This is a genomic window from Phyllobacterium sp. 22552 (genome assembly GCF_052044585.1).
In the GTDB taxonomy this organism is placed as follows: Bacteria; Pseudomonadota; Alphaproteobacteria; order Rhizobiales; family Rhizobiaceae; genus Phyllobacterium; species Phyllobacterium ifriqiyense.
This window is the reverse complement of the sequence record NZ_JBQENG010000005.1, coordinates 289,166-312,526: the sequence shown is the minus strand read 5'-3', so window position 1 is coordinate 312,526 and position 23,361 is coordinate 289,166. Positions and strand designations below refer to the sequence as shown.

Genomic DNA, 23,361 nt, shown 5'->3' with positions numbered 1-23,361 from the left:
TACCGCAATCGCTCGGGAGCGCAGTCCGCCGTATGAACCATCCTAAAACCTCCGATATGAAGTCAAGCTGGGCAGTCGGTCTCATGACCGGCACTGTGCTGGATGGTTTCATCGATATTGCAATGATACGCAGTGATGGCGAAACCATTGACGAGTTCGGCCCCTGGGAATTGGCACCTTATCCCACCGATATTCGCTCGCTTTTGGCGGAAACTTTGGACATTGCCCGTGAATGGCAATTCAAGGGTCCTGAGCCGGAAATCTTTCGCAAAGCGGAAATCGCGTTGACGGAAGCGCAATCGCTTGCCGTCAATCTGTTCCTTGAAAAGCATGGCTTCCAGTCTTCCGATATTGCAGCTGTCGGCTTTCACGGTCAGACGGTTCTCCATGTGGCGCCTCAAGACGGAAATCGCGGATTCACACGACAATTGGGCGATGGCGCAATCATGTCGCGGATTGTTGGAACGGATGTTGTGTTCGATTTCCGTTCTGCGGATGTAGAGGCAGGCGGGCAAGGAGCGCCGCTTTCGGCGATTTATCACAAGGCCATGTTGCAAAAGATTGGAGCTGGCGCCGATCATGCCATGCTCAATCTGGGCGGTGTCGCCAACATCACCTGGTGCAATTCAAGCGACATGATCGCCTTTGATACCGGTCCGGCCAATGCTCCGGTCAATGACTGGATACGGGCGAAAACGGGCAAGGAAATGGACCGTGACGGCAAGATTGCCGCAAGTGGAAACGTTGATGAGGAGCGCTTGCGCGTGCTTCTCAGCCATCCATTCCTCCATGCACCATATCCGAAATCGCTTGATCGGTTTGATTTCCCGGCATCCATGGCTGACGGTCTTGGTCTTGAAGATGGTGCAGCGACCCTGACAGCTTTTACTGCTGGCGCGGTGGGAAAAGCGTTGGACCTTCTGCCGGAACGACCCAAGAAGATTGTCGTATGTGGCGGTGGGCGCAAGAACCCGGTAATGATGAAGGAAATTGCCAAGCGAGCTAGTGTGGAGGTGATCATCGCTGACGATGTGGGCCTGCGCGGCGATGCGGTAGAAGCGGAATGCTTCGCTTATCTGGCAATGCGTTCGCTTAAGGGACTGCCACTCAGTTTCCCGCACACAACAGGCGTTGCAAAACCACAGACCGGCGGCAGAATTGCACGCCGCGGCGATTTAGAGGTCTCAAGCTAAAACAGAGAAATTCGAATTGCTTCAGATCGCGCATTGCTGGATCTGGCTTGGTTCCATAAGATAGATTACGTGATAACTATGTGTATCCGGGGTGGGTTCAAGGATGAAGTGCGACACGTATTAAATGTCTGGTTTAGGAGGATGCAACGCGCCCGGCGGTGCATCCCAATCTAATGCGTACTTTGCCAAAGTACCCTGCTATCAGAAATGCTCGTTGCTATCTGCCCTCTTGCCGAGGATCAATGCAGCGATGAGGCCGAGCGCCACGCCGAACATGACATAATAAGTCGGCGCCATGGGTGATCCGGTCTTCTGGATCAGCCAGGTCACGATGAACTGTGCAAAACCACCAATGAGCATCACGGCAATATTGTACGAGATTGACAGGCCCAAAGACCGCACGCGTGTTGGAAAGAGCACGGCCATGACTGTGCTGAACACGGCAAAGAATGCTGCCGCGCAAAGACCGGTTGCCAGCTGTACCACGATAAGCCTGCTGATCGTGGGAGCGGCTGTCAGCCACGAATAGAGCGGAAACAAGATGACGAGATAGACCGCAAGCGAGGTGATCAACAGCTTGCTTCGGCCCACCCTATCGGAAAGGATACCCATCAAGGGTGTCAGGACAACAACCCACAATGCCCCAAGCATCTGAACCTCGAACGTTTCCTGAAGTGGCAGCTGAAGGATCTTCGTCGCGAAGGTCACGAGATAGGTGAAGGTTATATACACCGTAACAGTAGCAGCGGCGACAAGCCCGATGCCCAATACTGTTTCGCGCCATGAGCTTGCCAGCAATTCTCCGATACTGATGTGGGTGCCTTTAACGGTCTCTTCCCGTTTGGCATTGCGGAATACTTCTGTCTCATCAAGGCGTTGACGGATATAGACGGCAACAGGAATGATGACCAGGCCAACGAAAAAGGGAATGCGCCAAGCCCATGCCTCGATCTGCTCCTGCGTAAAATAGACTGTCATTAACGTGCCTGCAGCGGCGCCAATCAACAGTCCGATCATCTGGCCGGTCATTTGCCAGGAGCCATAAAAGCCACGCTTTTCGCGAGGGGCCATCTCGATGAGCAATGCTGTCGCCGTGCCGAATTCGCCGCCGGCCGAAAAGCCCTGTATCAGCCGGGCGATAAGGATCAGCAATGGAGCCAACACGCCCGCCGCCTGATAGGTCGGAGCGAATGTGATGATCGCCATGGAAACCGCCATGAGCGAAGTGATCAACACCATGGCAGCCTTGCGGCCATGCTTGTCGCCATAAAGACCAAGAATAATGCCGCCGACGGGACGCATCAGAAACCCGACGCCAAAAATGGCCGTGGTCATCAGGATAGCATTCAGATCGCTGCTTGAGGCGGAGGGATCGACCGGAAAAAACAACCGCGCGATGATGGGTGTCATAAAGGCAAACACAAGAAAATCATACCATTCGAGCGCATTGCCGATAACAGCAGCAACAAGATTACGCACCGGCACTTTGTGAGGCTGCTGCATGATTATTCCTTTATCAGTGGGGTTTTCTGTCAGAAGGTCGTAGCCAGCCTGCCAGGAGACTCGCTTCAGCTACAGTTGAACCCCTCTCCCGGATTGGTCCAGTCCCTAGAAGTTGTTTTCCCCATGAACCAATGGTGCGCTGCAAAATCCCTTATGTTGCGCCGAGACAAGGCTCACTGTTGCAAATTACTGAAACAGGCTTTTATCTTGGCTGCGTGCCGAAACCGGGTCTAACGCTATTCGAGAGGGTCCAATCATGAAATATTTCTATTCTCCCGACACTTGTGCTTTAGCCGGGCATATCGCCCTTGCGGACGGCGGTCATACGCCGCAGCTGATCAAGGTCGATGTTTTCACGCGAACGATCAAGGAACCTGGCGATTACAATAAGGTAAATCCCAAGGGCTATGTACCCCTGCTGGAATTTGACGATGGTCGGCAACTTACGGAAAATGTTGCAATTCTCAACTGGATCTCACGAAACTCGCCGCGATTTTCGGAAGGGTCAAAGCCTGATATCGACAGGCAAACTGAGATGTTGGCTTTCATATCAAGCGAAATTCAAAAGCCCTTCGTCTTTTCCTTTTTCCTGCCGGGTGACGAAGCAAAAAGCGACCTGACCAAAATGGTCGCCGGGCGGTTCGCCTATCTCACCGAGGTGCTCGATGAACCATTTCTGTTGGGCAGCGATTTCAGCGTGGCGGATGCATTTCTCTATGTCATGTTACGCTGGGCGCGCATGTCGAATATGGAAGTATCGCCGCGGCTCCTCGAATATCGGGATAGGATCGAGCGTATGCACTCAGTACAACGAGCTTTGACTGAAGAAGGACTGGCCTAAAAAATCCATTCAGGCTTCAGAGCCAAGGTGCTTGGACCAGGTTTAACATCAAATGAAAGCCCCAGTGACATTCAGAGGTTGTTTTTGCGTGGTGCACAGGCCATGCTCCAACAATACCGAATGTAGATCAACTGTCGGTTCTATACGTTGAGAATGAAATGGAATTAAGCATACTGGCGACGGGGATTGTGCGGATACTTGGTATAACCGCGCTCGTCATCCTTTCCTATTCGATGGTCATTCGTAATTTTCCGAATGGTTGGAAAAAGAGCGCTGCTATCGGCATCCTCTTTGCCACTGGTGCCATATTGTCGATGAACGATGCGGTGATGCCGGCACCGGGTGTCTTCTTCGATGGCCGCACCGCTCTCCTGGCAATTGTTTATCCTTACGGGGGACTTATTGGCACCGTCATTGCTGCTTTATTGATCGCTGCCTATCGCATATGGCTCGGCGGCGTTGGTGTCGTGCCAGGGCTGTTGTCCATCTTGATGCTTTGCTGCGTGAGTTATGCTGCAGCGCGTGTTCCGGTCCGAAAAATTCCGGTTGGCTTTGGTCGCTCGACGCTCATCGGGCTGGCTGCATCGCTCTCGATTATTTCCGTTGTGCTGCTGCCAGGTGAAGTCGTTGCAACCATTGTCGGCGCGCCATTGATCGCAGTCATATTGGCCAATATCGCCAATGTCGTCATTATCGTCAATTTCCTGGAAAGGGAAAAATCCCGCTTGAGGATCATCAGGGCGCTGGAGCATGAAGCTTCTGTGGATCCCCTGACAAAGCTCCAGAATCGCAGGGCCTTCGACAAGGCAGCTTTAAGAGCAATGAATGATAATCGAGCCAAAGCGGCCCATTGCTCGTTGATAATGATTGATATTGATCATTTCAAAACAATCAACGACAGGCTTGGACATTATACGGGTGACACGGTACTGGCTGATGTGGCGGCAATCATCCAGAAGAATGTGCGCCTTGGTGATGTTGTGGTCCGCTATGGCGGCGAAGAAATCTTGCTACTGCTCGCCAATACAAAACAGGATGCTGCCAATGCATTGGCAGAACGCGTGCGCAGTGAGATTGAAAATACGGATTTTGTCTCGGGATCGGAAAGCGTCAATGTCACTGTGAGCGCCGGTGTTGCCAGCTTGGGCGAGAAATATGCAAGCATGGAGGCCTTGCTCAAGGCTGCTGACAAGGCACTTTATCATGCAAAACTAAGCGGCCGAAATCGCGTCGAGGTCGCTTAGCTCGGTTTTTTAAATACCCTCGCCATGCATATGACCATCGTGAGTCAGCGTGGCTATGAAGCGTTTTGTACGTTCATGCTTGGGCTGAGTGAAGATATCACGTGAAGTACCCGTTTCAACAATTACGCCGCCATCCAATACGATCACTTCATTGGCGATGCGTGAAGCCAGCCGCAAATCATGCGTGGCCATGACCATTGTTGTGCCTTCCCGCGCCAATTGAGCCAGAACATCGACCACCTCGCCCGATAGTTCCGGGTCGAGCGCAGAGGTAGGTTCGTCGCACAAAAGGACCTTGGGTGATGGAGCCAATGCGCGGGCAATGGCGACACGCTGTTGCTGCCCGCCGGAAAGTGTTGAGGGCCAGACCTCCGATTTATGTGCAAGGCCAACTTTTTCCAAGAGGGCCTTTGCGCGCTCCCTCGCCTTCTCTTTGGGCCATTTGAGAACGGTGGTCAGGCCCTCGGTCACGTTCTCAATCACGGTTCGATGCGGAAAGAGCTGGAAGTTCTGAAAGACCATGCCAGTGTGACGCCGGAGCAATTGAATTTGCTTCGTCGAAGGTTTGACGCCCGGCTGAAACTCAAGACGGTCTCCGGCGATTTCGACGCTGCCAGCGGTGGGAATTTCAAGCAGGTTAATGCAGCGAAGCAACGTGCTCTTGCCGCCACCGGAAGGGCCGACAAGTGCCATGACCGCACCTTCTGCTACATCAAGAGAGACATTCTTCAGGACTTGAAGATCGCCAAAATTCTTCTCGATATTCTTGAGTTGGATCATCATGACCGAGCCTCCAGAAAGCCACCATACCGGTTGAGCCGCGTTTCCAGTCTTGCCTGCAAGGATGAGAGAACCGAGCTTAAAATGAGGTAGATGATCGCCGCTTCAATGTAGAGAATAAGTGGCTCATAGGTCGTGGCGACAATCCTCTGTGCCGCCTGGAAAAGCTCGGGCACAGTGATTGCGGCTGCAAGTGATGTGTCTTTCACCAAGGAAATGAACGTATTGGACAATGGCGGTACTGCGACACGGGCAGCTTGCGGCAGGATTGTGCGCCGCATGGCCTGTGACCAGTTCATACCAATGGAATAGGCGGCTTCCCACTGGCCTTTAGGGACCGAGGAAATGACCGCACGCAGAATTTCCGAAGTGTAGGCACCGATATTGAGTGTGAAGCCAATCAGTGCAGCGGTGAAAGCATCAAGAACAATTCCGGCGCTTGGCAGGCCATAGAAGATCAGGAAAAGCTGAACCAGCAACGGTGTGCCACGGATAATCCAGACGTAGAATTTGATGATGGCCGCAAAGGGCGCGGGAGCGAAAAGCCTTATAAGCGCTGCGAGCAGGCCAACAGAGAGCCCCAGCACGAACGATAAAAGCGTCAGCGGAATGGTGAAGATCAAGCCAGCCCACAAGAGTGAGGGCAAGGATTCGAGCATCAAAGTAAGCCAGCTGGGCACGGCCTCTTCTCCTTGGAAAAAATAAAAGGCAGGGGGACAAACCCCCTGCCCTGTTAGAGCGTAAATTCTGTTTGCCGTAAACGGTGATTACTTGGAAACGTCCTGGCCGAAATATTTGTCGGCAATCTGTTTATAAGTGCCATCGGTCTTGATTGCTTCAAGCGCCTTGTTGATTTCTGCCAGCAATTCAGGCTCGCCTTTGCGAATGATGATTCCGGAGAAATCCGCATCGGCCTGTTCAGCTGCAATTTTTACATTGGCGTCGGGCTTGTGTTTTTTGAAGTCAAGAAACGACAGGCTGTCATTGACGGTTGCATCTGCGCGTCCGCTTAGCAGAAGCTGGATCGATTGATCAAAACCATCAGTCCCAACCAGCTCTGCGCCATTGCTCTGGGCGATCTTGCCGAAATTGCTGGAAAGAGATTGAGCAGACTTTTTACCCTTCAGATCAGCAAAACCCTTGATTTCATCATTGTCGCCTTTGACGATGAGAACGGCCTTGGATGCGATGTAGGGTTCGGAGAAGTCATACTTGGCCTTGCGGGCCTCGGTAATGCCGACCTGATTGATAACAGTATCGTAGCGCTTGGCGTCAAGACCGGCAATCAAACCATCCCATTTGCCTTCCAGGAATTCGGCCTTCACGCCGAGCTTTTTGGCAATGGCTTCGCCGATTTCCACATCGAAACCAACAAGCTTGCCGGCGGCGTCGTGATAGGTAAATGGCGCATAAGTGCCTTCAGTACCGATCTTGAGAACACCTGCGGACTTGATTTCCTCAAGGTTCGAGCCTGCGAATGCATGCACGGGTGAGATTGCCAGAGCACCGATGACGACGATTGATTTCAGCCAGTTCATTTTGTTTCCATCCGATATCTATGCGCCGCTGCGTCTTTGTACGCATTTGGGCTAATGATTGGAAAATGTCACTTTGTAGATCGCCTGTATAGGCATTCTAGCGTCATGAAAGTAGAATTAGACGAAATTCATACCACATTTTACGGGATATCAGGAATATAATTTCGGTGCGGTTGTTTTCTTCAATTGCCGAACCTTACGGACGCAGGCACAATTTCTTGAACCATTTTGGATAGACCTTCCGCGGGGTTCAACAAGCTAACCATGAGGAAGGTTTATGCCATTGCATCGAGCTCGATTCACGAGACTTGCAGCCCACCCATCCCCTCATGCGAGCTCCTGAGCTTGCCAAGGGCGAACCACGCAAAGACGTCTATGCTCTCTATATGGCCTACCCGATGCGCAAACCGCTCGCGCCATGGAAAAGATGGACATTCTCTGGTTTGATGCCAAGTCCAATCATATCTCCGGGTTGCCGGTCTGTCCTACCCATGGCGAATATACAAGTCTGGTGCCCGGAAAGCTTCGTATAGAACTGCGTCGACAGTCCAAGAGGCTCTATGACCTCTATCTGTGCCTTCAGACCGGTGCCGCCGCCGACTTCAATATTCTCGGGGCGAATGCCAATTGTCACTCTTTCGCTGTCCGAGATTTCCAATTGCGGAAGCAGGCCAATGGTCTGACCATCGCTCAACTCGGCCCAAGCCTTATCCCCCTCGCGGCGTACCACAGCTGGAAGGAAGTTCATTCCCGGAGATCCGATGAATCCTGCAACGAAAATATTGGCCGGATTATCGTATAGTTCCAAGGGCGTGCCGACTTGCTGGATAATGCCATCATGCATGACCACAATGCGGTCTGCCATGGTCATTGCTTCCACCTGATCATGGGTGACGTAAACCGATGTGGTTTTCAGCTGCTGGTGCAGCGCCTTGATTTCCGTACGCATATGCACACGAAGCTTGGCATCGAGATTGGAGAGTGGTTCGTCAAAAAGGAACACTTTGGGATCACGAACAATAGCGCGGCCCATGGCAACCCGCTGGCGCTGACCACCGGAAAGCTGGCGGGGAAGCCGCTCTAAAAGCACGTCCAGCCCCAGTCGCTTTGCGGCGCTGCTGACCCGGTCCAGGACAAGTTCCTTGGCCGCTTTCCGCAGCATAAGACTAAAGCCCATATTCGAGGCCACATCCATATGCGGATAGAGCGCGTAGGATTGAAACACCATGGCGATGTCGCGATCCTTGGGCGCCACATCATTGACGACGCGGTCGCCAATCCTGATCTCTCCGGCGGAGATTTCTTCAAGCCCGGCGATCATGCGTAGCAAGGTGGACTTGCCGCAGCCTGACGGCCCGACAAGCACGACAAATTCGCCATCCGGAATTTCGAGATTAACGGCAGAGAGCACATTCATGGCGCCGTAGCTTTTCTGGACGTTGGTAATAGTGACAGAAGCCATCGTGTTAAATCCCTTATTAGCCCTTCACCGCACCGGCCGTGAGGCCTGTGACGAGGTATCGTTGCAGGAAGGCGAAGAATAGACATGCGGGTATCAAAGCCAGCACCGAGGCGGCCATCATCTGACCCCAGTCGACCGCAAACTTGCCAATGAATGTGAGTAGGCCAACCGCGAAGGTTTTCTGGTTGTCGCTGCTAATAAGCATCAATGCGAACAGCAATTCGCTCCATGCCGCAGTGAATACGAAACCGAGTGTTGCCCCCATTCCCGGTAGGGTCAGAGGAATGATAACGCGGCGCAAGGCTTGGCTGCGATTGCAGCCATCGATCATCGCTGCCTCTTCCAGGTCTTTCGGGATGCCATCGAAAAACGATTGCATGAGAAATGTGGCAAAGGCGATGTTGAAGGCAGTATAGATGATGATCAGACCGGTCAGGCTGTCAGTCAGCCCAAGCTGGCCCATTATTCGATAAATTGGCGGTATCACCATGACCAGAGGAAACGTCTGGGTCAGCAAGAGTGTGACGGCGACAGTCGTTTTTCCACGAAATGAGAAGCGCGACATTGCATAGCCGGCCGCCGATGCAATGATTGTTACCAGCACTGCCGTTATGACTGATACAATGACACTATTGACGAAGTAGCGCGGAAAGTCTGTAGCGCGCAAAACAGTCTTGTAATTCTCGAATGTTGCTGATGACGGCCAAAGCGTTATGCCCTCTGAATAGAGAAGCGATTGCGGCGTGACTGAAATTTTCAGTGTCCAGAACAGGGGAAAGAGCGCAAAAATTACATAGGCGGCGACTGCGCTATAAAGGCCAATTCCGCCAAGAATCCTGGCATTGCGTGAGCGTCCGGCGATCATCAGGAATACCTCACGAGAGATTTGCGAATACGGATCAAAACGATCGCGTAGAGGATGAGGAGTGCAAGCAGGAGTACCGCGACCGCTGAGGCGTAGCCTTTGTCCAGTGTCTTGAAAGCGCTCACATAAATATAGGTTGCAACTGTATTGGTTGAACCCGCGGGTCCGCCCTCGGTCATGACATAAATCAGGTCGGCAAAAGTGGCGATCCAGATGGTGCGCAGCATCACTGTGATCGCAATGGTGGGCGCAAGAAAAGGCAGGGTCACTTTCATGAAGCGTTGCCACGGGCTCGCCCCATCAATGGCCGCAGCTTCATGCAGTTCGCCGGGAATGGATTTCAACGCAGCCAGCAGGGTGATGGCGAAGAAGGGCACGCCGAACCAAACATTCGCTATGATAGGCCCCCACATGGCGGTGGCTGGATCAGCGAGAATATTGGTGGGTTCGGACTTGAGCCCCAAAGCGAACAGCCAGTGTGGCAAAGGCCCGACAATAGGATTGAAAAGCCACGCCCATGTAAGACCTGAAAGGAAGGACGGAACTGCCCAAGGCAGGAATACGATGGCCTGCACCACTTTCTTGCCGTAAAAATTGCGATCAAGCAGCAATGCCAATCCTAAACCAAGGAAGAACTGCAAAACGAGGCTGGCAACAGTCCACCACAGTGTATTCATCAGCGCCTGACCGAGATTTGCATCATGCAGCAGGGCTTCATATTGACCAAGGCCGACAAATTCAGATTTGAACGCCGAGAACTTCCGGAAAGAATAGCTGATACCGAATATCAGCGGAACGACGAGCACGAGCAAAAGCAGGACAAGTGCGGGGCTCAGATAGAGCCATGGTTCGAAAATAGTCGAGAAACGGCGCTTGCCACCTTCCCTTCCATTCCCCTGCGGCAAACCCGCCGCTGTTGCGTGTGTCATTAGAATCTTTCTCCATAATACACGACACAATGCTTTAAGCTCGTTTGCATAGGTTTTGTGCGTGGTTCGACAAGCTCACCATGAGGGACGTGGTTAGTTGCAAGGTTTTCTGCAACGTCTCAGAATCCGGCTCCCTGCAGCTTATAAACTTCCCTCATGGTGAGCTTGTCGAACCACGCACAAGGCAATTGCAATCCCCGCAATGAATGCTCCGGCACAGCGCACCGGAGCATTTATTCAACTCAGATTATTTCTTGTTCTTGGCCATCCAGGCTTGCTGCTGTTCGGTGAGGAAAGCAGCCCACTCATCAGCGACTGCTTTTGGCGTTTTCTGGCCGAGCAATACTTCCTGAAAATTCTTGACTGAAACGGAGTCATAGAAATTGCCGAGGTTTTCAAGATGGGTTGGTGGTGTCACCAATTCGAAGGTTTTTGGGTCGTTGATTTCCTCAAACCATCCTTTGAAGGCTTCAGCGCCGAAATATGGGTCTTTGTCCGCGCCATTGTGGATCGGCAGAACCCCGACATTCTTGGCGAATTCAATATTGTCTTCAGGCGAAAGCAATGTCGCCATCAGTTTCCATGCGTCATCCTTGACCTCGGAATCAGCAAACATCGCCCAACCTGCATAACCCAAAGTCGGGTAGGATTTACCGTTTGGTCCTGTTGGCAAGGGAGCGACGCCGAAGTCTTCCGCTTTCATTTTTTCAGCAATGCCGATCAGTGCATCTGGATCCTGATCAAGCATTGCGCAGGTTCCGGAGTAAAAGCCGGTGACGATCTCGTTGAAGCCCCAGCTCACGCTGTCTTTTGGAGCATAGCCATTCTTGTAAATGTCGGCCAGCAACTCCAGACCCTTGACCGAGCCGGGTTCGTTGATTGTCGCTGTGCCATCGGCATTGAAATAGCCGCCCTTGCCATTGGCAATGTTCATGAACATCTGAACGCCGTTGAAGCCGCCAGGACCACCGCGCAGGCAATAACCATATTTGCCTTTGATCGCGGAAATCTTCTTGTTGGCTTCCATGAATTCGTCGAGTGTCTTCGGCGCTTCTTTGAGACCTGCCTCGGCGAAGAGCTTCTTGTTCCAGAACATGGCTCGGATGTAATAGCCGTAAGGGATCATGTACTGCTTGTTATCGACAACCGAACCGAACTGCTTGGCGCGATCGCCGAGCGTGCCGGCATCTTTCCACTTGGCGAGATAGGGTCCAAGGTCTTCAAGCTGGGCATTATTGGCATAAAGGCCCATCCAGCGTTCGGGCATCTCGACGATGTCGGGCGTGTCCCCGGCCTGGACCATGGTCAGGAATTTCTCAAACGCCTGTCCCCATGGAAGCGATACAAGTTCCACCTTTATGCCGGGGTTTGCCTGTTCGAAGCTGGCAATCTGCTTTTTCAACAGCTCGGTACGAGGCGGGCTGGTGATGACCTCCACCATTTTGATTGTCGTATCAGCAAAGGCTGCCGATACGGTCATGGACAGTGCTGCGATTGCGCTGGCCAGAAATGTTCCCATTCTTTTTTGCATTTTATGCTCCCATCTTGTTTTTAAGTTCAGCGTTTTGCCGCGGTGAATGCGTTGGCGAGGTCCGCCCAGAGTTCCTCAACATTTTCCAGTCCGACATGTAGGCGGATCGTTCGGGGGCTGACACCGAAGCGCCCGATCGAATTTGCGTCCGGCGTTTGCTGCAAGGAAGCAAGTGCGGGGACAACGAGGCTTTCATGACCGCCCCAGCTGACGCCGATGCGGAACAGTTTCAACGCATCGACAAAGGCGGGCACATCGATCTCATCTGTAACTTCGAATGAAAACAGGCCCGAATAACCGCTAAGCGTGGCTTTGCCAGGATGGTTTGAATAGACCGGGTGCATGACCCGCTCGACATTGCCGTGGCCTTTAAGCCTTTCAGCGATTATAAGGCCGCTCTTCATGTGATGCGGCAACCGCAATGTCAGCGTGCGCAGCCCGCGCAAAAGAAGCCAGGCCTCGAATGGCGAGAGCTTTGCGCCGAGGTAAGAGTAGGTGCGGCCATTGATCCGGTCGATCATTTCTTGCGAGCCGGAGACAATGCCAGCGACCGTATCGCTGTGTCCGCCCAGATATTTGGACGCGGAATGCATAACCAAATCAATGCCATGGCTGATTGGCTTTTGGAAAAGCGGCGTTGCCCAGGAATTGTCGATTGTGGTGACGACGCCATGTTGTTTGGCAAGACGCGCATAATGGGCGATGTCCTGCAATTCGAACATCATGGAACTTGGACTTTCCAGATAAAGCAGCTTGGCGCCCGGCAAAGCAGCAGCGACAGCATCAGGATCGGAGCCATCGACATAATCTACCTTGATGCCAAGATGAGGCAGAAGACGTTCGAACAGACGGTAGGCATCGCCATAACAATTGCGAACAGAAACAATGCGTTCGCCTGCGCCGACGAAGGCAAGAACCATGGCGCTGATCGCACCCATTCCACTGGAAAAAGCCCGTGCCGCCTCAGCGCCTTCAAGCGCCGCGATCTTCTTTTCAAACTCCATGACAGTCGGGTTATCGCCGCGGGAATACATTGGTTGGCGCTTGCGACCGGCGAAAGCATCGGCCATTTCGGCGTAATTCGTGAAGGTGAAAAGTGAAGTTTGATAGATTGGCGGAACAACAGAACCGCCTGGAAAAGGATCGTCATGAGCCAGCAGAGTTGCGGCTTGCGCCATCATGTCCTGATCGTGGAAAAAAGGATTGTCATTCATTCTAAATATGAACTCGGTTTTTCTGGGTTTGTTTTTTCAGGTTGGCGGCGCCGCGCTTCAGGTCATCCTCGACTGTGGCGATCAACTTCAGTGCCTCTGCTCTGGCAGCAATAGGATCGCGCGCGGCTATCGCATTGAACAAGGTACGATGGTAGGGAAAGCTGGCATGACCGAAGTCGCGAACGCCCAGCGGATGCTCCCAGAAGCGGTGAAACATTTCATACATGGCAGCGATAATCTGCTCGAATAAAGGATTGCCAGATGTGCGGAAGACAGCCAGATGGAAGTCCCAATCCTCATCGGCGGACATGCCATGGCGTTCATGAAATGCCTCTTCCATCCTGATCAGTTTTTGCTCGATCATGGCGATATCCGCATCGCTGACACGTGCTGCCGATAGAGCCGCTGCCTCAGCTTCAAGACCCCGGCGAATTTCCAATGTATGCATTAAGCTATTGAAATCATTGCCGGAAGCAAGAGTAAGCGGCATGTGCAGCATATTGCGCGTAACGGCTGCCTTCAAATAAGTACCACTGCCCTGCCGCCGCTCCACGAGGCCCAATTCCTGCCAGCGGGTGAGCGCTTCGCGGACAGTTGTCCTGCTCACCTTCAAGCGCTCGGCAAGGACACGTTCCGTCGGTAAACGGTCGCCTGGCACAAGCCCCTCATCCGTCACAAATCCAACAAGCGCCTGCAAAACCGCATCGTCCCGCGAAGATGTCTGAACTGGAGAAAGGATCTGGCTGATCAAGCGACGCTCTTTCTAAATTGGTTGGACCATTGTGCCAATTGAGCACGAAAGAAACCGGGAGTCAAACAGGAATGTCAGGAAGCCTGTGGGACTTGCCTGTGCTCCTCGGGTGAATTGGGTGAGCAGCCTTAAAAGTTAGTCCAGCGACAAGGTGATGAGTTTTCCGCATAACCAGGGCGGCAAATGCAAAGCGCCCGCTTGCGGGTACAAGCGGGCGCTTTCAGAAAGCTTCAATATCCAGATCGGGCATCATTCAACCGACAACAACTAAATTGCATGCGTAGGTTGTATTTTTTGGGTAAAAATCGACGATTCTTCAGCAAAATTCCGCCCTTTTGCGGAAAAAGTCTTCCAGTTCAAATAAAGTCGGGAAGAACTCCTGCCTTTTTGTGGTTTTTCAGGTAGGCACGGAAAATCGCTTCGATTTTTTCCTGTGCCTGTCCTGTGTGAAGCTGGATCACGCCTGGTTTTGCCCCCGGTTAATCGAGATCGAAAGCAGCACCAATGAGCGTCTTTGTATATTCATGATGCGGGCTTTCAAATATGTCCTCGGTCTGACCTTCTTCGACGATTTTGCCGTTCTTCATCACCACCACATAATCGGACATGGCTTTGATGACCGCCAGATCATGGCTGATGAAAATATAGGACAGGCCGTGCTTTGACTGAAGATCACGCAATAGTTCGATAACCTGTCCCTGCACCGAGCGATCCAGCGCGGATGTCGGTTCATCGAGGATAACGACCTTCGGCTTCAAAATGATAGCGCGGGCAATGGCGATGCGTTGCCGTTGCCCGCCAGAAAATTCGTGCGGATAACGGTTGCGGGCAGCGGGATCCAACCCAACTTCCTTCAAGGCGGCAACCGCCCGTTTGTCACGGTCTGATCGGCTTAGTTGCGGCTCATGGATGAGCAGCCCCTCTGTGATGATTTCGCCAACAGTCTGCCGCGGCGAAAGCGAGCCGTAAGGGTCCTGGAATACCAATTGCAACTGTTTGCGCAATGGCCGCATGGCGGACCGGCCAAAGCTCGAAATATTCTTGTCGGCGAAATGATAGTGGCCACTGCTCGGCAAGAGACGCAGCAGAGCGCGACCCAAGGTCGATTTGCCCGATCCGGATTCCCCCACGATGCCGATTGTCTGGCCTTCCTGAAGACGGATAGTCACGCCATCAACAGCACGGAAAAGCGTGTGGGCACTGGTAAGGAACCCTCCACCTATTCTGAAGTCGACGGAAACATTGCGCCCTTCAAGCACGACAGGAGCAGTTTCCGCCGGAGGAGCCTTGCTGCCGCTGGGAACAGCGTCCAGAAGCATTTTGGTATAGTCTTCCTGCGGCCGTTCGAAGATTTGCTCGACAGTGCCTCTTTCGACCACTTCACCTTTGCGCATCACAACCACAGTTTCGGCAAAATGTTTCACAATGCCAAGATCGTGGGTGATGAGCACGATGGCCATGCCAAACCGCTTTTGCAGGTCGCGCAGCAGATCCAATATTTGCGCTTGAATGGTAACGTCGAGCGCAGTTGTGGGTTCGTCGGCGATCAGAAGATCGGGTTCGTTGGCAAGCGCCATGGCAATCATGACCCGCTGGCGCTGGCCACCCGACATTTCATGCGGATAAGAATTGATGCGCCGCTCAGGTTCCGGAATGCCGACAAGCTTGAGCAATTCCAGCACACGCACCTTAGCCTGTTTGAAGCTGAGACCCTTGTGGTGAACGATAGGCTCGGCAATCTGCCGCCCAATCGTATAAAGCGGATCAAGCGAGGTCATGGGTTCCTGAAAGATCATTGTGATCTTTGAGCCGCGGACCTTATTGAGTTCCTTGATCGGAAGCCCGATCAATTGCTTGCCGCGATATTCCGCGGAGCCGGTGACTTTGCCATTGGCTGCAAGCAATCCCATGATACCCATCATGGTCTGGCTTTTTCCGGAACCTGACTCACCGACGACGGCAAGCGTTTCTCCGGCCTTCACATCAAGGTCAATGCCCTTGACGGCATTCACGTCACCATCCGGTGTTGTGAAGTCTACTTTCAGTCCGCGAACGGACAATATGGTTTCATTCTTGTCCGTCATCTCAGCGGTCCTTCGGATCGAGTGCATCGCGCAGCCCATCGCCGATGAAGTTCAGCGAGAACAGTGTGACGACAAAGAAGATGGCGGGGAAAATCAGCAGCCAGGGTGCAGACTGCATTTTGTTGGCTCCTTCGGAAATCAAAGCGCCCCAGCTTGTCAAAGGCGCTTGAACGCCAAGGCCGAGGAACGACAGAAAGCTTTCCAAAAGAATGACCTTCGGCACTACCACTGTGACGAACACAATGACGGGACCAATCGTATTTGGAATGATGTGACGACGGATAATCTGCCAGTCAGTCAAGCCCAATGCCTGTGCAGCGCCGATGAATTCGCGGCGTTTCAAGGCCAGGGTCTGGCCACGCACGATACGCGCCATGTCCAGCCACTCAACGGCACCAATGACGAGGAAGATGAGAATGAAACTTCGCCCGAAGAACACGACGAGGACAACGACAAGGAACACGAAGGGCAGTGAATAGAGAATTTCGACAAGGCGCATCATGACATTGTCGACACGCCCGCCAAGATAACCCGATATCGCACCATAGGTGACACCGACAGCCAGCGAAACGAGGCTGGCCAAAAAGCCGACAGCAAGGGATATCTGGCCGCCAAGCATGACACGGGCAAGCAGGTCGCGCCCGTTATTATCAGTACCAAACGGAAAATATTCGCGATTGACATCGCCCGTCAATTTCAGAGTTGCGCCACCATCTTCCGTGGCCGCAACCTGTGTATTGTCGAATTCATTGGCGCGATCGAAATAGCGCGTTGAACGCGGGTCAATCGGCTTGTCGGAATGAATGGTTGCGGTGAATGTGTTGCCGTCCACGGCAAATTCGCGCAACTCAACTCTGGCGCGGTCGGCGACGCCTTTCATCACTTCACCAAGACTATCCGCCTTGGGAAGCGGCTCGATGCTGGGTGGCACCGTGACATAGGATGAGAACACCTGATCATAGCTATGGCTGATGACATAGGGCCCGAGGAACGAGAAAACAGTGATCAGGAACAGCAGAATACTGCCCGTCATTGCTGCTTTATTGCGGCGGAAGCGAATGGCGGCGAGCTGGAAAAGACTGCGGCCTTTGGATTCTTCCGGTGGAATAATTGTTGCAGGAATATCAGTCATGACGAACCCTCGGATCGAGAAGGCCGTAGAGAATATCGACCACTAGATTGAATACGATGACAAAAATGGCGACGAGGACGACGGTTCCCATCACCAATGTGTAGTCACGATTAATGGCGCCGAGGACGAAATAACGTCCGACACCGGGTATTGTGAAAATGCTCTCCACGACAGCGGAACCTGTGAGAAGCGCGGCAGCACAGGGTGCCAGATAGGAAACCACGGGGAGAAGAGCACCGCGCATGGCATGGGTGATCACAACAGAGCGGGAGGGCAATCCATAAGCCTTGGCCGTTCGAATATGGTCGGCATGCAGCGCCTCAATCATGGACCCGCGCGTCAACCGTGCAAAAACGGCCAACTGCGGAAGCCCAAGCGTTATGACGGGCAATATCAAAAACGGCCAAGAGCCGTCTCCCCACCCTCCTCCGGGTAAAAGCGAGAATGTCAGTGAAAAAATCAGCAGAAGAACCGGGCCGACAACGAAGTTCGGAACCGTAACACCGGTCGTCGCGACCGACATGGTCAAGAAGTCAAAAAATGAGTTTTGCCGGAGTGCTGCAAGGGTGCCGACAAGCACGCCGCCGATGAGCGCGAACAGAAGGGCAAAACTGCCCAGCTTGACCGAATAGGGCAGGCCTTTGCCGATGAGTTCGGCAATCGTATTGTCCTTGTAAATATAACTCGGCCCGAAATCGCCGGTAACGGCGTTCTTCAGATAGTTGAGATACTGGTTCCATAGAGGCTGATCAAGATGATAGGCCTTCATGAGATTTTCCATCGTCGCCGGTGGTAATGGCCGCTCAAGATTGAAGGGCCCTCCGGGCGCAAAGCGCATGAGGAAAAACGAAATGGTGACGACAATGAACAATGTCGGCACCGCGCTCGCCAGTCGGCGAAGGATGAAATGGAACATGGGCTACTCTCCAATCATGGGCGCAATCCGTAAACCGGATCGCGCCTCAAGGTCTTATTCCGTGACGCTAAAATATTTGCTGAGATGGTCGTTCGATCCGTTATCCACCCAGCCCTTGACCTTGTTCGACACAAGCCAGAGCTGTCCAAAATTCATCATGGGTGCAATCGGCTGGTCACGCAGAACCATGGCTTCGGCTTCATGCAAAAGCTTGGAACGGGCGGCCGGATCTTTCTCGGTGTAGGATTTTTCGACCAAAGCATCATATTCGGGATTGTCATACCGGCCGTAATTAAAGGTTGGATTTTTCTTCATGTTGATTGTCATGAAGTTTTCCGCGTCCGCATAATCGGCTGTCCAACCTGCACGCGCCACATTGAATTTTCCGCCTTCCTTCAGATAGGCGTAATGGGCGCTGATATCGATCTGCGAGAGAGTGACCTTGGCACCGAAGACCGTTTTCCACATGTCGGCGACGGCGGTGGCCACAGCTTCGTGGTTGGGGTTTGTATTGTATCTGATCTCGATTTCGAGCTGCTTGCCGTCTTTGCCGTAACCGGCTTCCTTCATCAGTTCGATAGCTTTGTCTTCGCGATCGATCTGGGTCCACGTGGCAAAGTCTGGCTCTTCCGGTTTGCCATAATTGGTTATACCGAGAGGGACCAATGAGTAGGCTGGTAGCTGCGCACCCTTGTAGATTTCCCGCGAGAGGAAGTCGCGATCAATTGCCATGGAAAGCGCGCGCCGGACGCGGACGTCGTTGAACGGTTCTACGCGTGTATCAAATGAGTAGAAATAGGTAGACAATGCCGGATTCACATGGACCTGATCCCCATATGAGGCGCGCAGCCGCTCGATCTGGTCTGCCGAGAAATTATAGACCAGCTGAATTTCACCAGCTTCAAAACGGCGGACTGCCGCTGCCTGATCTTCGGTCGGATAGAAGATAACCTTATCCAGCTTTACATTGGCGGCGTCCCAATAATCCGGATTTTTGACAGCCGTCAGATGATCGTTCTGCACATGCTCGGCCAGTTCAAAAGCGCCGTTGGAAACCAGCTTGCCGGGTTTGATGAACTCGGCACCATTCTTCTTAAGGCTTGCCTTATTGACCGGCAGGGCGGTCTGATGCGCCAGTAGCTGAAGGAAGAAAGGCGTCGGGCGTTCGAGCGTTATTTCCAGGGTTTTGGCATCGAGTGCCTTCATGCCCAGCTCTTCAAGCTTGGCCTCACCCTTGTTCACCTTCTCGGCATTCTTGATCGGATAAAGAATATTGGAATAGCCGGCTGCTGTTTTGGGATCTTCCACGCGCCGGAACGAGAATATGAAATCCTCGGCAGTGACAGGCGACCCATCGGACCAGTTGGCTTTAGGGTTGATCTTGAATGTATAGACAGTGCCGTCATCGGAAACCGTCCAGCTTTCGGCTGCGCCGGGGACGATATCGCCCGCCGCATCATAGATCGTCAGTCCTTCATACAAATCTTTCAGAATGAACGCCTCGATCTCCAGAGAAGTCTGCGAGGGATCAAGTGTCTGCGGCTCGCCGCTATTGCCACGGTGCAGGACAGCTTCCGCCAGTGCCGGAGCAGCGCCCAAAAGCAGCGAGGCAGCGACTGCTGTTGTTAAAGTGAACTTTGAAAAGTACATCTTATGAAAACTCCTATTTCTGCCCAAATTCTACAGTGCTTTGGCTGAGCCTGGTTCTTGGTGCGTGGTTCGACAAGCTCACCATGAGGGAGGTTGAGGACTGCACGAGCGCAGATTTGCAATGTCGCAATTATCATTGCAGCTCACAATCTTCCTCATGGTGAGCTTGTCGAACCACGCACAGCACCTTTGCAGAGGTTTTAATGCCAGACCGCCACCTGCAAAGTGAGCTTGTCGAAGGGCGAACCATGCATAGAGCCTTTGCCAATCCTCATGTGAAATGAGGTGGCGTCCAAAATCATGTGGATTTGAGTTTTGTAAATTTGGCACGGGACATCGGTAAGCGGAATGTGGGTGACCGGCGGCCACCCACATTCAGGCTTTCCTTATTCTGCGATGCTCAGATATTTGCTCAGATGTTCATTGTTGGGGTTGTCGCCCCAACCCTTGACCTTGTCGGCAACGAGCCAGAGATTGGCATCGTTCATCAAGGGAGCAATCGGTTGATCGCGTGCGATCAATGCTTCAGCTTCGTGCAGAATCTTGGAGCGCGCAGCAGGGTCACGTTCCGCATAGGACTTCTTCATCAGCGCATCAAATTCCGGATTTTCATAATGTCCGTAATTGAAGGTCTTGTTGGTGCTGACGTTCAGATTGAGGAAGTTTTCGGCATCCGCATAGTCGGCGGTCCAGCCTGCACGGGCGACGTTAAACTTGCCGCCTTCCTGCAGATAGGCGTAATGCGATGAAATATCGAGATTCATCAGCGTCACGGTTGCGCCGAAAGTCTTTTTCCACATATCGGCCACGGCTGTTGCAACACGCTCATGGTTTGGATTGGTGTTGTAGCGGAGTTCGATGTTGAGCGGCTTCCCGCCTTCGCCATAGCCCGCCTCTTTCATCAGCTCGACAGCCTTGTCTTCGCGATCAAGTTGCGAAAGGCCGGCAAAATCTGGCTTCTCGGGATCGCCATAGGATTCAAGGCCCGGAGGAACGAGCGAGTAAACCGGCAATTTTGTGCCATCGTAAATTTCGTTGGCAAGGAAGTCACGATCGACAGACATGGACAAAGCGCGGCGGACGCGGACGTCATTGAATGGCTCTGTGCGTGTGTCGAATGGGTAGTAATAGGTTGCAGCTGCCGGAGTGACATGAACCTGCTTCGGATTTGCGGCGCGCAGACGGTCAATCTGATCGGATGAGAAGTTGTAAACGAGATCGAGTTCACCCGCCTCATAACGACGGACATTGGCTGCCTGATCGTCGATTGGATAGAAGATCACCTTATCCAGTTTGACATTGGCGGCGTCCCAATAATTCTCGTTCTTGACGACGGTCAGATGATCATTCGGCACATGTTCGGTGAGCTTGAATGCGCCATTGCCGACCAATTTGCCGGGCTTGACGAATTCAGCCCCGTTCTTCTCGAAGCTCGCCTTGTTGATTGGCAGCGCTGTCTGATGCGACAAGAGCTCGATGAAGAAAGGCGTTGGCTGTTCGAGGGTGATTTCCAGCGTCTTTTCATCAACGGATTTTACGCCAAGCTCTTCAAGCTTTGCTTCGCCCTTATTGACCTTCTGCGCATTCTTGATCGGATAGAGAATATTGGCATAGCCAGCAGCAGTCTTGGGGTCTTCGACACGTCGCATGGAGAATACGAAGTCTTCAGCCGTTACCGGCGAGCCATCGGACCATTTTGCATCGGCGCGAAGCTTGAATGTGTAGACGAGACCATCATCGGAAACGGTCCAGCTTTCTGCGGCACCGGGAACAATCTTGCCATCGGCATCATAGACTGTGAGACCTTCATAGAGATCTTTCACGATGAATGCTTCGATATCAATCGAGGTTTGGGACTGGTCGAGTGTCTGTGGCTCGCCGCTATTGCCGCGATGGAGCACAGCTTCAGCCAGGGCCGGGCTGGCGCCGAGCATGAGTGATCCGAGCAGCAGCGCGGTGCGGAAATTAAGTTTCATTAGGGTCATTTCTTGTTCCTTCCCCTCTAAGAGAATTGTGAAGAGCTGAACAAATGCCAAAATTTGCCGCAAAGCAAGGAGGCTCTAATAGTTTCGACGTAATATTTTAGTTTAATAAGAGTTACGGGGGCGTCAAAAAATATTGCACTATATGGACCCGAGGGCCATTTTACGCCATTTTTGCGTGCTGATGCGCCAATATTGACCCTGCAATATTTTTTTTCGTTTATGTGGAAAACCCGTCAGCGTGTGCGTGAATAGGCTTCCAGAGCGCGTTTTCCCGCTGCGCCATGCTCCACAATCGGGCCGGGATAGTCTTTGTCAAGTTCGATATTTGCCGAGTTCAGGACGACAGCCGGTGCGGTCCATGGTTTGTGCAAATATTTATCCGGCAGATCTTTAAGCTCCGGAACAAACTGCCGGACATAATTTCCCTTTGGATCGAATTTTTCGCCTTGGAGGATGGGATTGAAGATACGGAAATAGGGTGAAGCATCCGCACCCGACCCTGCAACCCATTGCCAGCTCGCGGCATTGCTGGCGGGATCGGCATCGACAAGCGTATCCCAGAACCATTTCTCCCCTTCCCGCCAATCGATCAGCAGGTGCTTAATCAGGAACGACGCCACTATCATCCGCACCCGGTTATGCATCCAGCCGGTCTGCCAAAGCTGGCGCATGCCGGCATCGACAATGGGATAGCCGGTCCTGCCGGTTTTCCAGGCATCAAAATTTCTGGCGCTGCTGCTCCACTCAAAACTATCGAAGCTTTCGTTGAAATTATCCTCATGCAACTTTGGGTTGTTGAAGAGGAGATGATAGGAAAATTCCCGCCATCCCACTTCTTTGCGGAATGTGTCGAGTCCGGCATTTTGGTCCTTTATTGCCGGTGATTTTGATGCATGCCAGATCTGAAATGGCGTGATTTCACCATGGGCAAGATGTGGCGACAGGCGCGAAGTGCCCTCTCTGCCGGGCAAATCCCGGTCATTTTTGTAAGACACCGCCCTATCCTCCAGAAAATCCGCCAGCTTTTGCTTCGCCCCCTCCTCGCCGGGCGTCCAATCATGATGAAACGCCTTTGCCCAATCCGGCTTTTCTGGCAGCAGGCGCCAGTCGCGAAGATCGGCGGAAGCAATCTCGCCAATCCATGGCTTCAGCTTTGCCGGTGCGGGAACCGGATCGCGCGGCTCCGGGCCGCCTAGAAATGCGCGCCAGAACGGCGTGAAAACGCGGTAATATCCGCCCGCTCCTGTTTTGAGCGAATAGGGCTCATGCAGCAAATGCCCGTCAAAGCTCTCTGCTCTCAAGCCTCTTTCGAGCAATCGCGCTTTGAGCGCCGTATCAGTCTCGATTCCTGCCGGATCATATCGGCGGTTCCACAGGACCATATCAGCCTTGGTCTGGCTAATAAGCTCATCGACAATGGCTTGGGTCCGGCCTTTTTGCAGGATCAGCTTTACACCGATTGCACGGAAGGATTTGTCGAGCAATGTGAGGGAATGGTGCAGCCACCATTGGCGCGCCCCGCCCAGGGGTCTCGTAGAGCTGGCAGTCTCCTCGTCAAGGACAAAGACCGGAATGACAGGCTTTCCGGTCTGGGAGGCAGCATAAAGCGCGCGATTATCCGCCAGGCGCAAATCATGGCGGAACAGGACCATTACCGGTTTTTCGGTTGTATCACTTCCGATTTTTCTGACCATATTCATTCAACCACGTCGAGCATTGCGTGCACATAATGCAACTGCCATT

19 protein-coding genes are annotated in these 23,361 nt (G+C 52.8%); 3 read left to right on the top strand and 16 right to left on the bottom strand.

What is annotated here, in order from left to right; genetic code table 11:
• Positions 1-56: 56 nt before the first annotated feature.
• A complete protein-coding gene (locus ACTJI9_RS14395) occupies positions 57-1,193 on the top strand; it encodes an anhydro-N-acetylmuramic acid kinase (protein WP_440808909.1) in 1,137 nt (378 codons plus the stop codon).
• A gap of 201 nt (positions 1,194-1,394) precedes the next feature.
• On the opposite strand, the gene ACTJI9_RS14390 is transcribed toward ACTJI9_RS14395, so the two are convergent.
• Complete coding sequence (locus ACTJI9_RS14390) at positions 1,395-2,696, bottom strand: MFS transporter (RefSeq protein WP_115053681.1); 1,302 nt, start codon at positions 2,694-2,696, stop codon at positions 1,395-1,397.
• Between the two features lie 256 nt (positions 2,697-2,952).
• Between ACTJI9_RS14390 and ACTJI9_RS14385 the strand changes: the two genes are divergently transcribed.
• Together ACTJI9_RS14385 and ACTJI9_RS14380 are read left to right on the top strand one after the other, a co-directional pair.
• Positions 2,953-3,537, top strand: coding sequence for a glutathione S-transferase C-terminal domain-containing protein (locus tag ACTJI9_RS14385; protein ID WP_440808821.1), 585 nt, complete (start codon positions 2,953-2,955; stop codon positions 3,535-3,537).
• Between the two features lie 158 nt (positions 3,538-3,695).
• On the top strand, positions 3,696-4,781 hold the full coding sequence (locus ACTJI9_RS14380) for a GGDEF domain-containing protein (RefSeq protein ID WP_115053683.1): 1,086 nt from the start codon (positions 3,696-3,698) through the stop codon (positions 4,779-4,781).
• A 9-nt stretch (positions 4,782-4,790) separates the two neighbouring features.
• Here ACTJI9_RS14380 and ACTJI9_RS14375 read toward each other — a convergent pair whose 3' ends face one another.
• The 15 genes from ACTJI9_RS14375 to ACTJI9_RS14305 all read right to left on the bottom strand — a co-directional run bounded on the left by ACTJI9_RS14375 (position 4,791) and on the right by ACTJI9_RS14305 (position 23,312).
• Positions 4,791-5,561: an amino acid ABC transporter ATP-binding protein gene (locus ACTJI9_RS14375; RefSeq protein WP_115053846.1), complete on the bottom strand. Its 771-nt coding sequence runs from the start codon at positions 5,559-5,561 to the stop codon at positions 4,791-4,793.
• On the bottom strand, positions 5,561-6,241 hold the full coding sequence (locus ACTJI9_RS14370; RefSeq protein ID WP_115053684.1) for an amino acid ABC transporter permease: 681 nt from the start codon (positions 6,239-6,241) through the stop codon (positions 5,561-5,563). Before ACTJI9_RS14370 ends, ACTJI9_RS14375 begins: the two co-directional genes overlap by 1 nt.
• Positions 6,242-6,328: 87 nt before the next feature.
• The gene (locus ACTJI9_RS14365; protein WP_115053685.1) at positions 6,329-7,099 is read right to left on the bottom strand and encodes an amino acid ABC transporter substrate-binding protein; all 771 of its coding nucleotides are present in this window, start codon (positions 7,097-7,099) and stop codon (positions 6,329-6,331) included.
• A 391-nt stretch (positions 7,100-7,490) separates the two neighbouring features.
• Entirely contained in the window at positions 7,491-8,561 is a 1,071-nt protein-coding gene (locus ACTJI9_RS14360) for an ABC transporter ATP-binding protein (RefSeq protein ID WP_440808816.1), read from the bottom strand.
• Between the two features lie 16 nt (positions 8,562-8,577).
• Positions 8,578-9,426: a carbohydrate ABC transporter permease gene (locus ACTJI9_RS14355; protein ID WP_307275296.1), complete on the bottom strand. Its 849-nt coding sequence runs from the start codon at positions 9,424-9,426 to the stop codon at positions 8,578-8,580.
• Positions 9,426-10,355: a carbohydrate ABC transporter permease gene (locus tag ACTJI9_RS14350; RefSeq protein ID WP_336441943.1), complete on the bottom strand. Its 930-nt coding sequence runs from the start codon at positions 10,353-10,355 to the stop codon at positions 9,426-9,428. The genes ACTJI9_RS14355 and ACTJI9_RS14350 overlap by 1 nt, the downstream gene beginning before the upstream one ends.
• Positions 10,356-10,602: 247 nt before the next feature.
• Positions 10,603-11,874, bottom strand: a complete 1,272-nt coding sequence (locus tag ACTJI9_RS14345) for an ABC transporter substrate-binding protein (RefSeq protein WP_336442023.1) — start codon at positions 11,872-11,874, stop codon at positions 10,603-10,605.
• A gap of 38 nt (positions 11,875-11,912) precedes the next feature.
• Entirely contained in the window at positions 11,913-13,100 is a 1,188-nt protein-coding gene (locus tag ACTJI9_RS14340) for a PLP-dependent transferase (protein ID WP_307275293.1), read from the bottom strand.
• A gap of 1 nt (position 13,101) precedes the next feature.
• Entirely contained in the window at positions 13,102-13,851 is a 750-nt protein-coding gene (locus tag ACTJI9_RS14335; protein WP_435530187.1) for a FadR/GntR family transcriptional regulator, read from the bottom strand.
• A gap of 479 nt (positions 13,852-14,330) precedes the next feature.
• Positions 14,331-15,935: an ABC transporter ATP-binding protein gene (locus tag ACTJI9_RS14330; protein WP_115053691.1), complete on the bottom strand. Its 1,605-nt coding sequence runs from the start codon at positions 15,933-15,935 to the stop codon at positions 14,331-14,333.
• 1 nt (position 15,936) lies between these two features.
• On the bottom strand, positions 15,937-17,067 hold the full coding sequence (locus ACTJI9_RS14325) for an ABC transporter permease (RefSeq protein ID WP_115053692.1): 1,131 nt from the start codon (positions 17,065-17,067) through the stop codon (positions 15,937-15,939).
• Positions 17,060-17,983: an oligopeptide ABC transporter permease OppB gene (gene oppB, locus ACTJI9_RS14320; protein ID WP_115053693.1), complete on the bottom strand. Its 924-nt coding sequence runs from the start codon at positions 17,981-17,983 to the stop codon at positions 17,060-17,062. The genes ACTJI9_RS14325 and oppB overlap by 8 nt, the downstream gene beginning before the upstream one ends.
• 54 nt (positions 17,984-18,037) lie before the next feature.
• Positions 18,038-19,633 carry a peptide ABC transporter substrate-binding protein gene (locus ACTJI9_RS14315; protein WP_440808810.1) on the bottom strand — a complete coding sequence of 532 codons (1,596 nt, stop codon included), beginning with the start codon at positions 19,631-19,633 and terminating at the stop codon, positions 18,038-18,040.
• 386 nt (positions 19,634-20,019) lie between these two features.
• The gene (locus tag ACTJI9_RS14310; protein WP_115053695.1) at positions 20,020-21,618 is read right to left on the bottom strand and encodes a peptide ABC transporter substrate-binding protein; all 1,599 of its coding nucleotides are present in this window, start codon (positions 21,616-21,618) and stop codon (positions 20,020-20,022) included.
• Positions 21,619-21,851: 233 nt separating this feature from the next.
• Positions 21,852-23,312 carry a cryptochrome/photolyase family protein gene (locus ACTJI9_RS14305; protein ID WP_440808905.1) on the bottom strand — a complete coding sequence of 487 codons (1,461 nt, stop codon included), beginning with the start codon at positions 23,310-23,312 and terminating at the stop codon, positions 21,852-21,854.
• Between the last annotated feature and the right edge of the window lie 49 nt (positions 23,313-23,361).

Bases quoted from the DNA above. Each gene is read 5' to 3' on its own strand.
- ACTJI9_RS14345 (WP_336442023.1), bottom strand. From the start codon at position 11,874: ATGGGAACATTTCTGGCCAGCGCAATCGCAGCACTGTCCATGACCGTA.
- ACTJI9_RS14390 (WP_115053681.1), bottom strand. From the start codon at position 2,696: ATGCAGCAGCCTCACAAAGTGCCGGTGCGTAATCTTGTTGCTGCTGTT.
- ACTJI9_RS14305 (WP_440808905.1), bottom strand. From the start codon at position 23,312: ATGGTCAGAAAAATCGGAAGTGATACAACCGAAAAACCGGTAATGGTC.
- ACTJI9_RS14350 (WP_336441943.1), bottom strand. From the start codon at position 10,355: ATGACACACGCAACAGCGGCGGGTTTGCCGCAGGGGAATGGAAGGGAA.
- oppB (WP_115053693.1), bottom strand. From the start codon at position 17,983: ATGTTCCATTTCATCCTTCGCCGACTGGCGAGCGCGGTGCCGACATTG.
- ACTJI9_RS14315 (WP_440808810.1), bottom strand. From the start codon at position 19,633: ATGTACTTTTCAAAGTTCACTTTAACAACAGCAGTCGCTGCCTCGCTG.
- ACTJI9_RS14355 (WP_307275296.1), bottom strand. From the start codon at position 9,426: ATGATCGCCGGACGCTCACGCAATGCCAGGATTCTTGGCGGAATTGGC.
- ACTJI9_RS14380 (WP_115053683.1), top strand. From the start codon at position 3,696: ATGGAATTAAGCATACTGGCGACGGGGATTGTGCGGATACTTGGTATA.
- ACTJI9_RS14310 (WP_115053695.1), bottom strand. From the start codon at position 21,618: ATGACCCTAATGAAACTTAATTTCCGCACCGCGCTGCTGCTCGGATCA.
- ACTJI9_RS14330 (WP_115053691.1), bottom strand. From the start codon at position 15,935: ATGACGGACAAGAATGAAACCATATTGTCCGTTCGCGGACTGAAAGTA.
- ACTJI9_RS14360 (WP_440808816.1), bottom strand. From the start codon at position 8,561: ATGGCTTCTGTCACTATTACCAACGTCCAGAAAAGCTACGGCGCCATG.
- ACTJI9_RS14385 (WP_440808821.1), top strand. From the start codon at position 2,953: ATGAAATATTTCTATTCTCCCGACACTTGTGCTTTAGCCGGGCATATC.
- ACTJI9_RS14325 (WP_115053692.1), bottom strand. From the start codon at position 17,067: ATGACTGATATTCCTGCAACAATTATTCCACCGGAAGAATCCAAAGGC.
- ACTJI9_RS14365 (WP_115053685.1), bottom strand. From the start codon at position 7,099: ATGAACTGGCTGAAATCAATCGTCGTCATCGGTGCTCTGGCAATCTCA.
- ACTJI9_RS14375 (WP_115053846.1), bottom strand. From the start codon at position 5,561: ATGATCCAACTCAAGAATATCGAGAAGAATTTTGGCGATCTTCAAGTC.
- ACTJI9_RS14395 (WP_440808909.1), top strand. From the start codon at position 57: ATGAAGTCAAGCTGGGCAGTCGGTCTCATGACCGGCACTGTGCTGGAT.
- ACTJI9_RS14340 (WP_307275293.1), bottom strand. From the start codon at position 13,100: ATGAATGACAATCCTTTTTTCCACGATCAGGACATGATGGCGCAAGCC.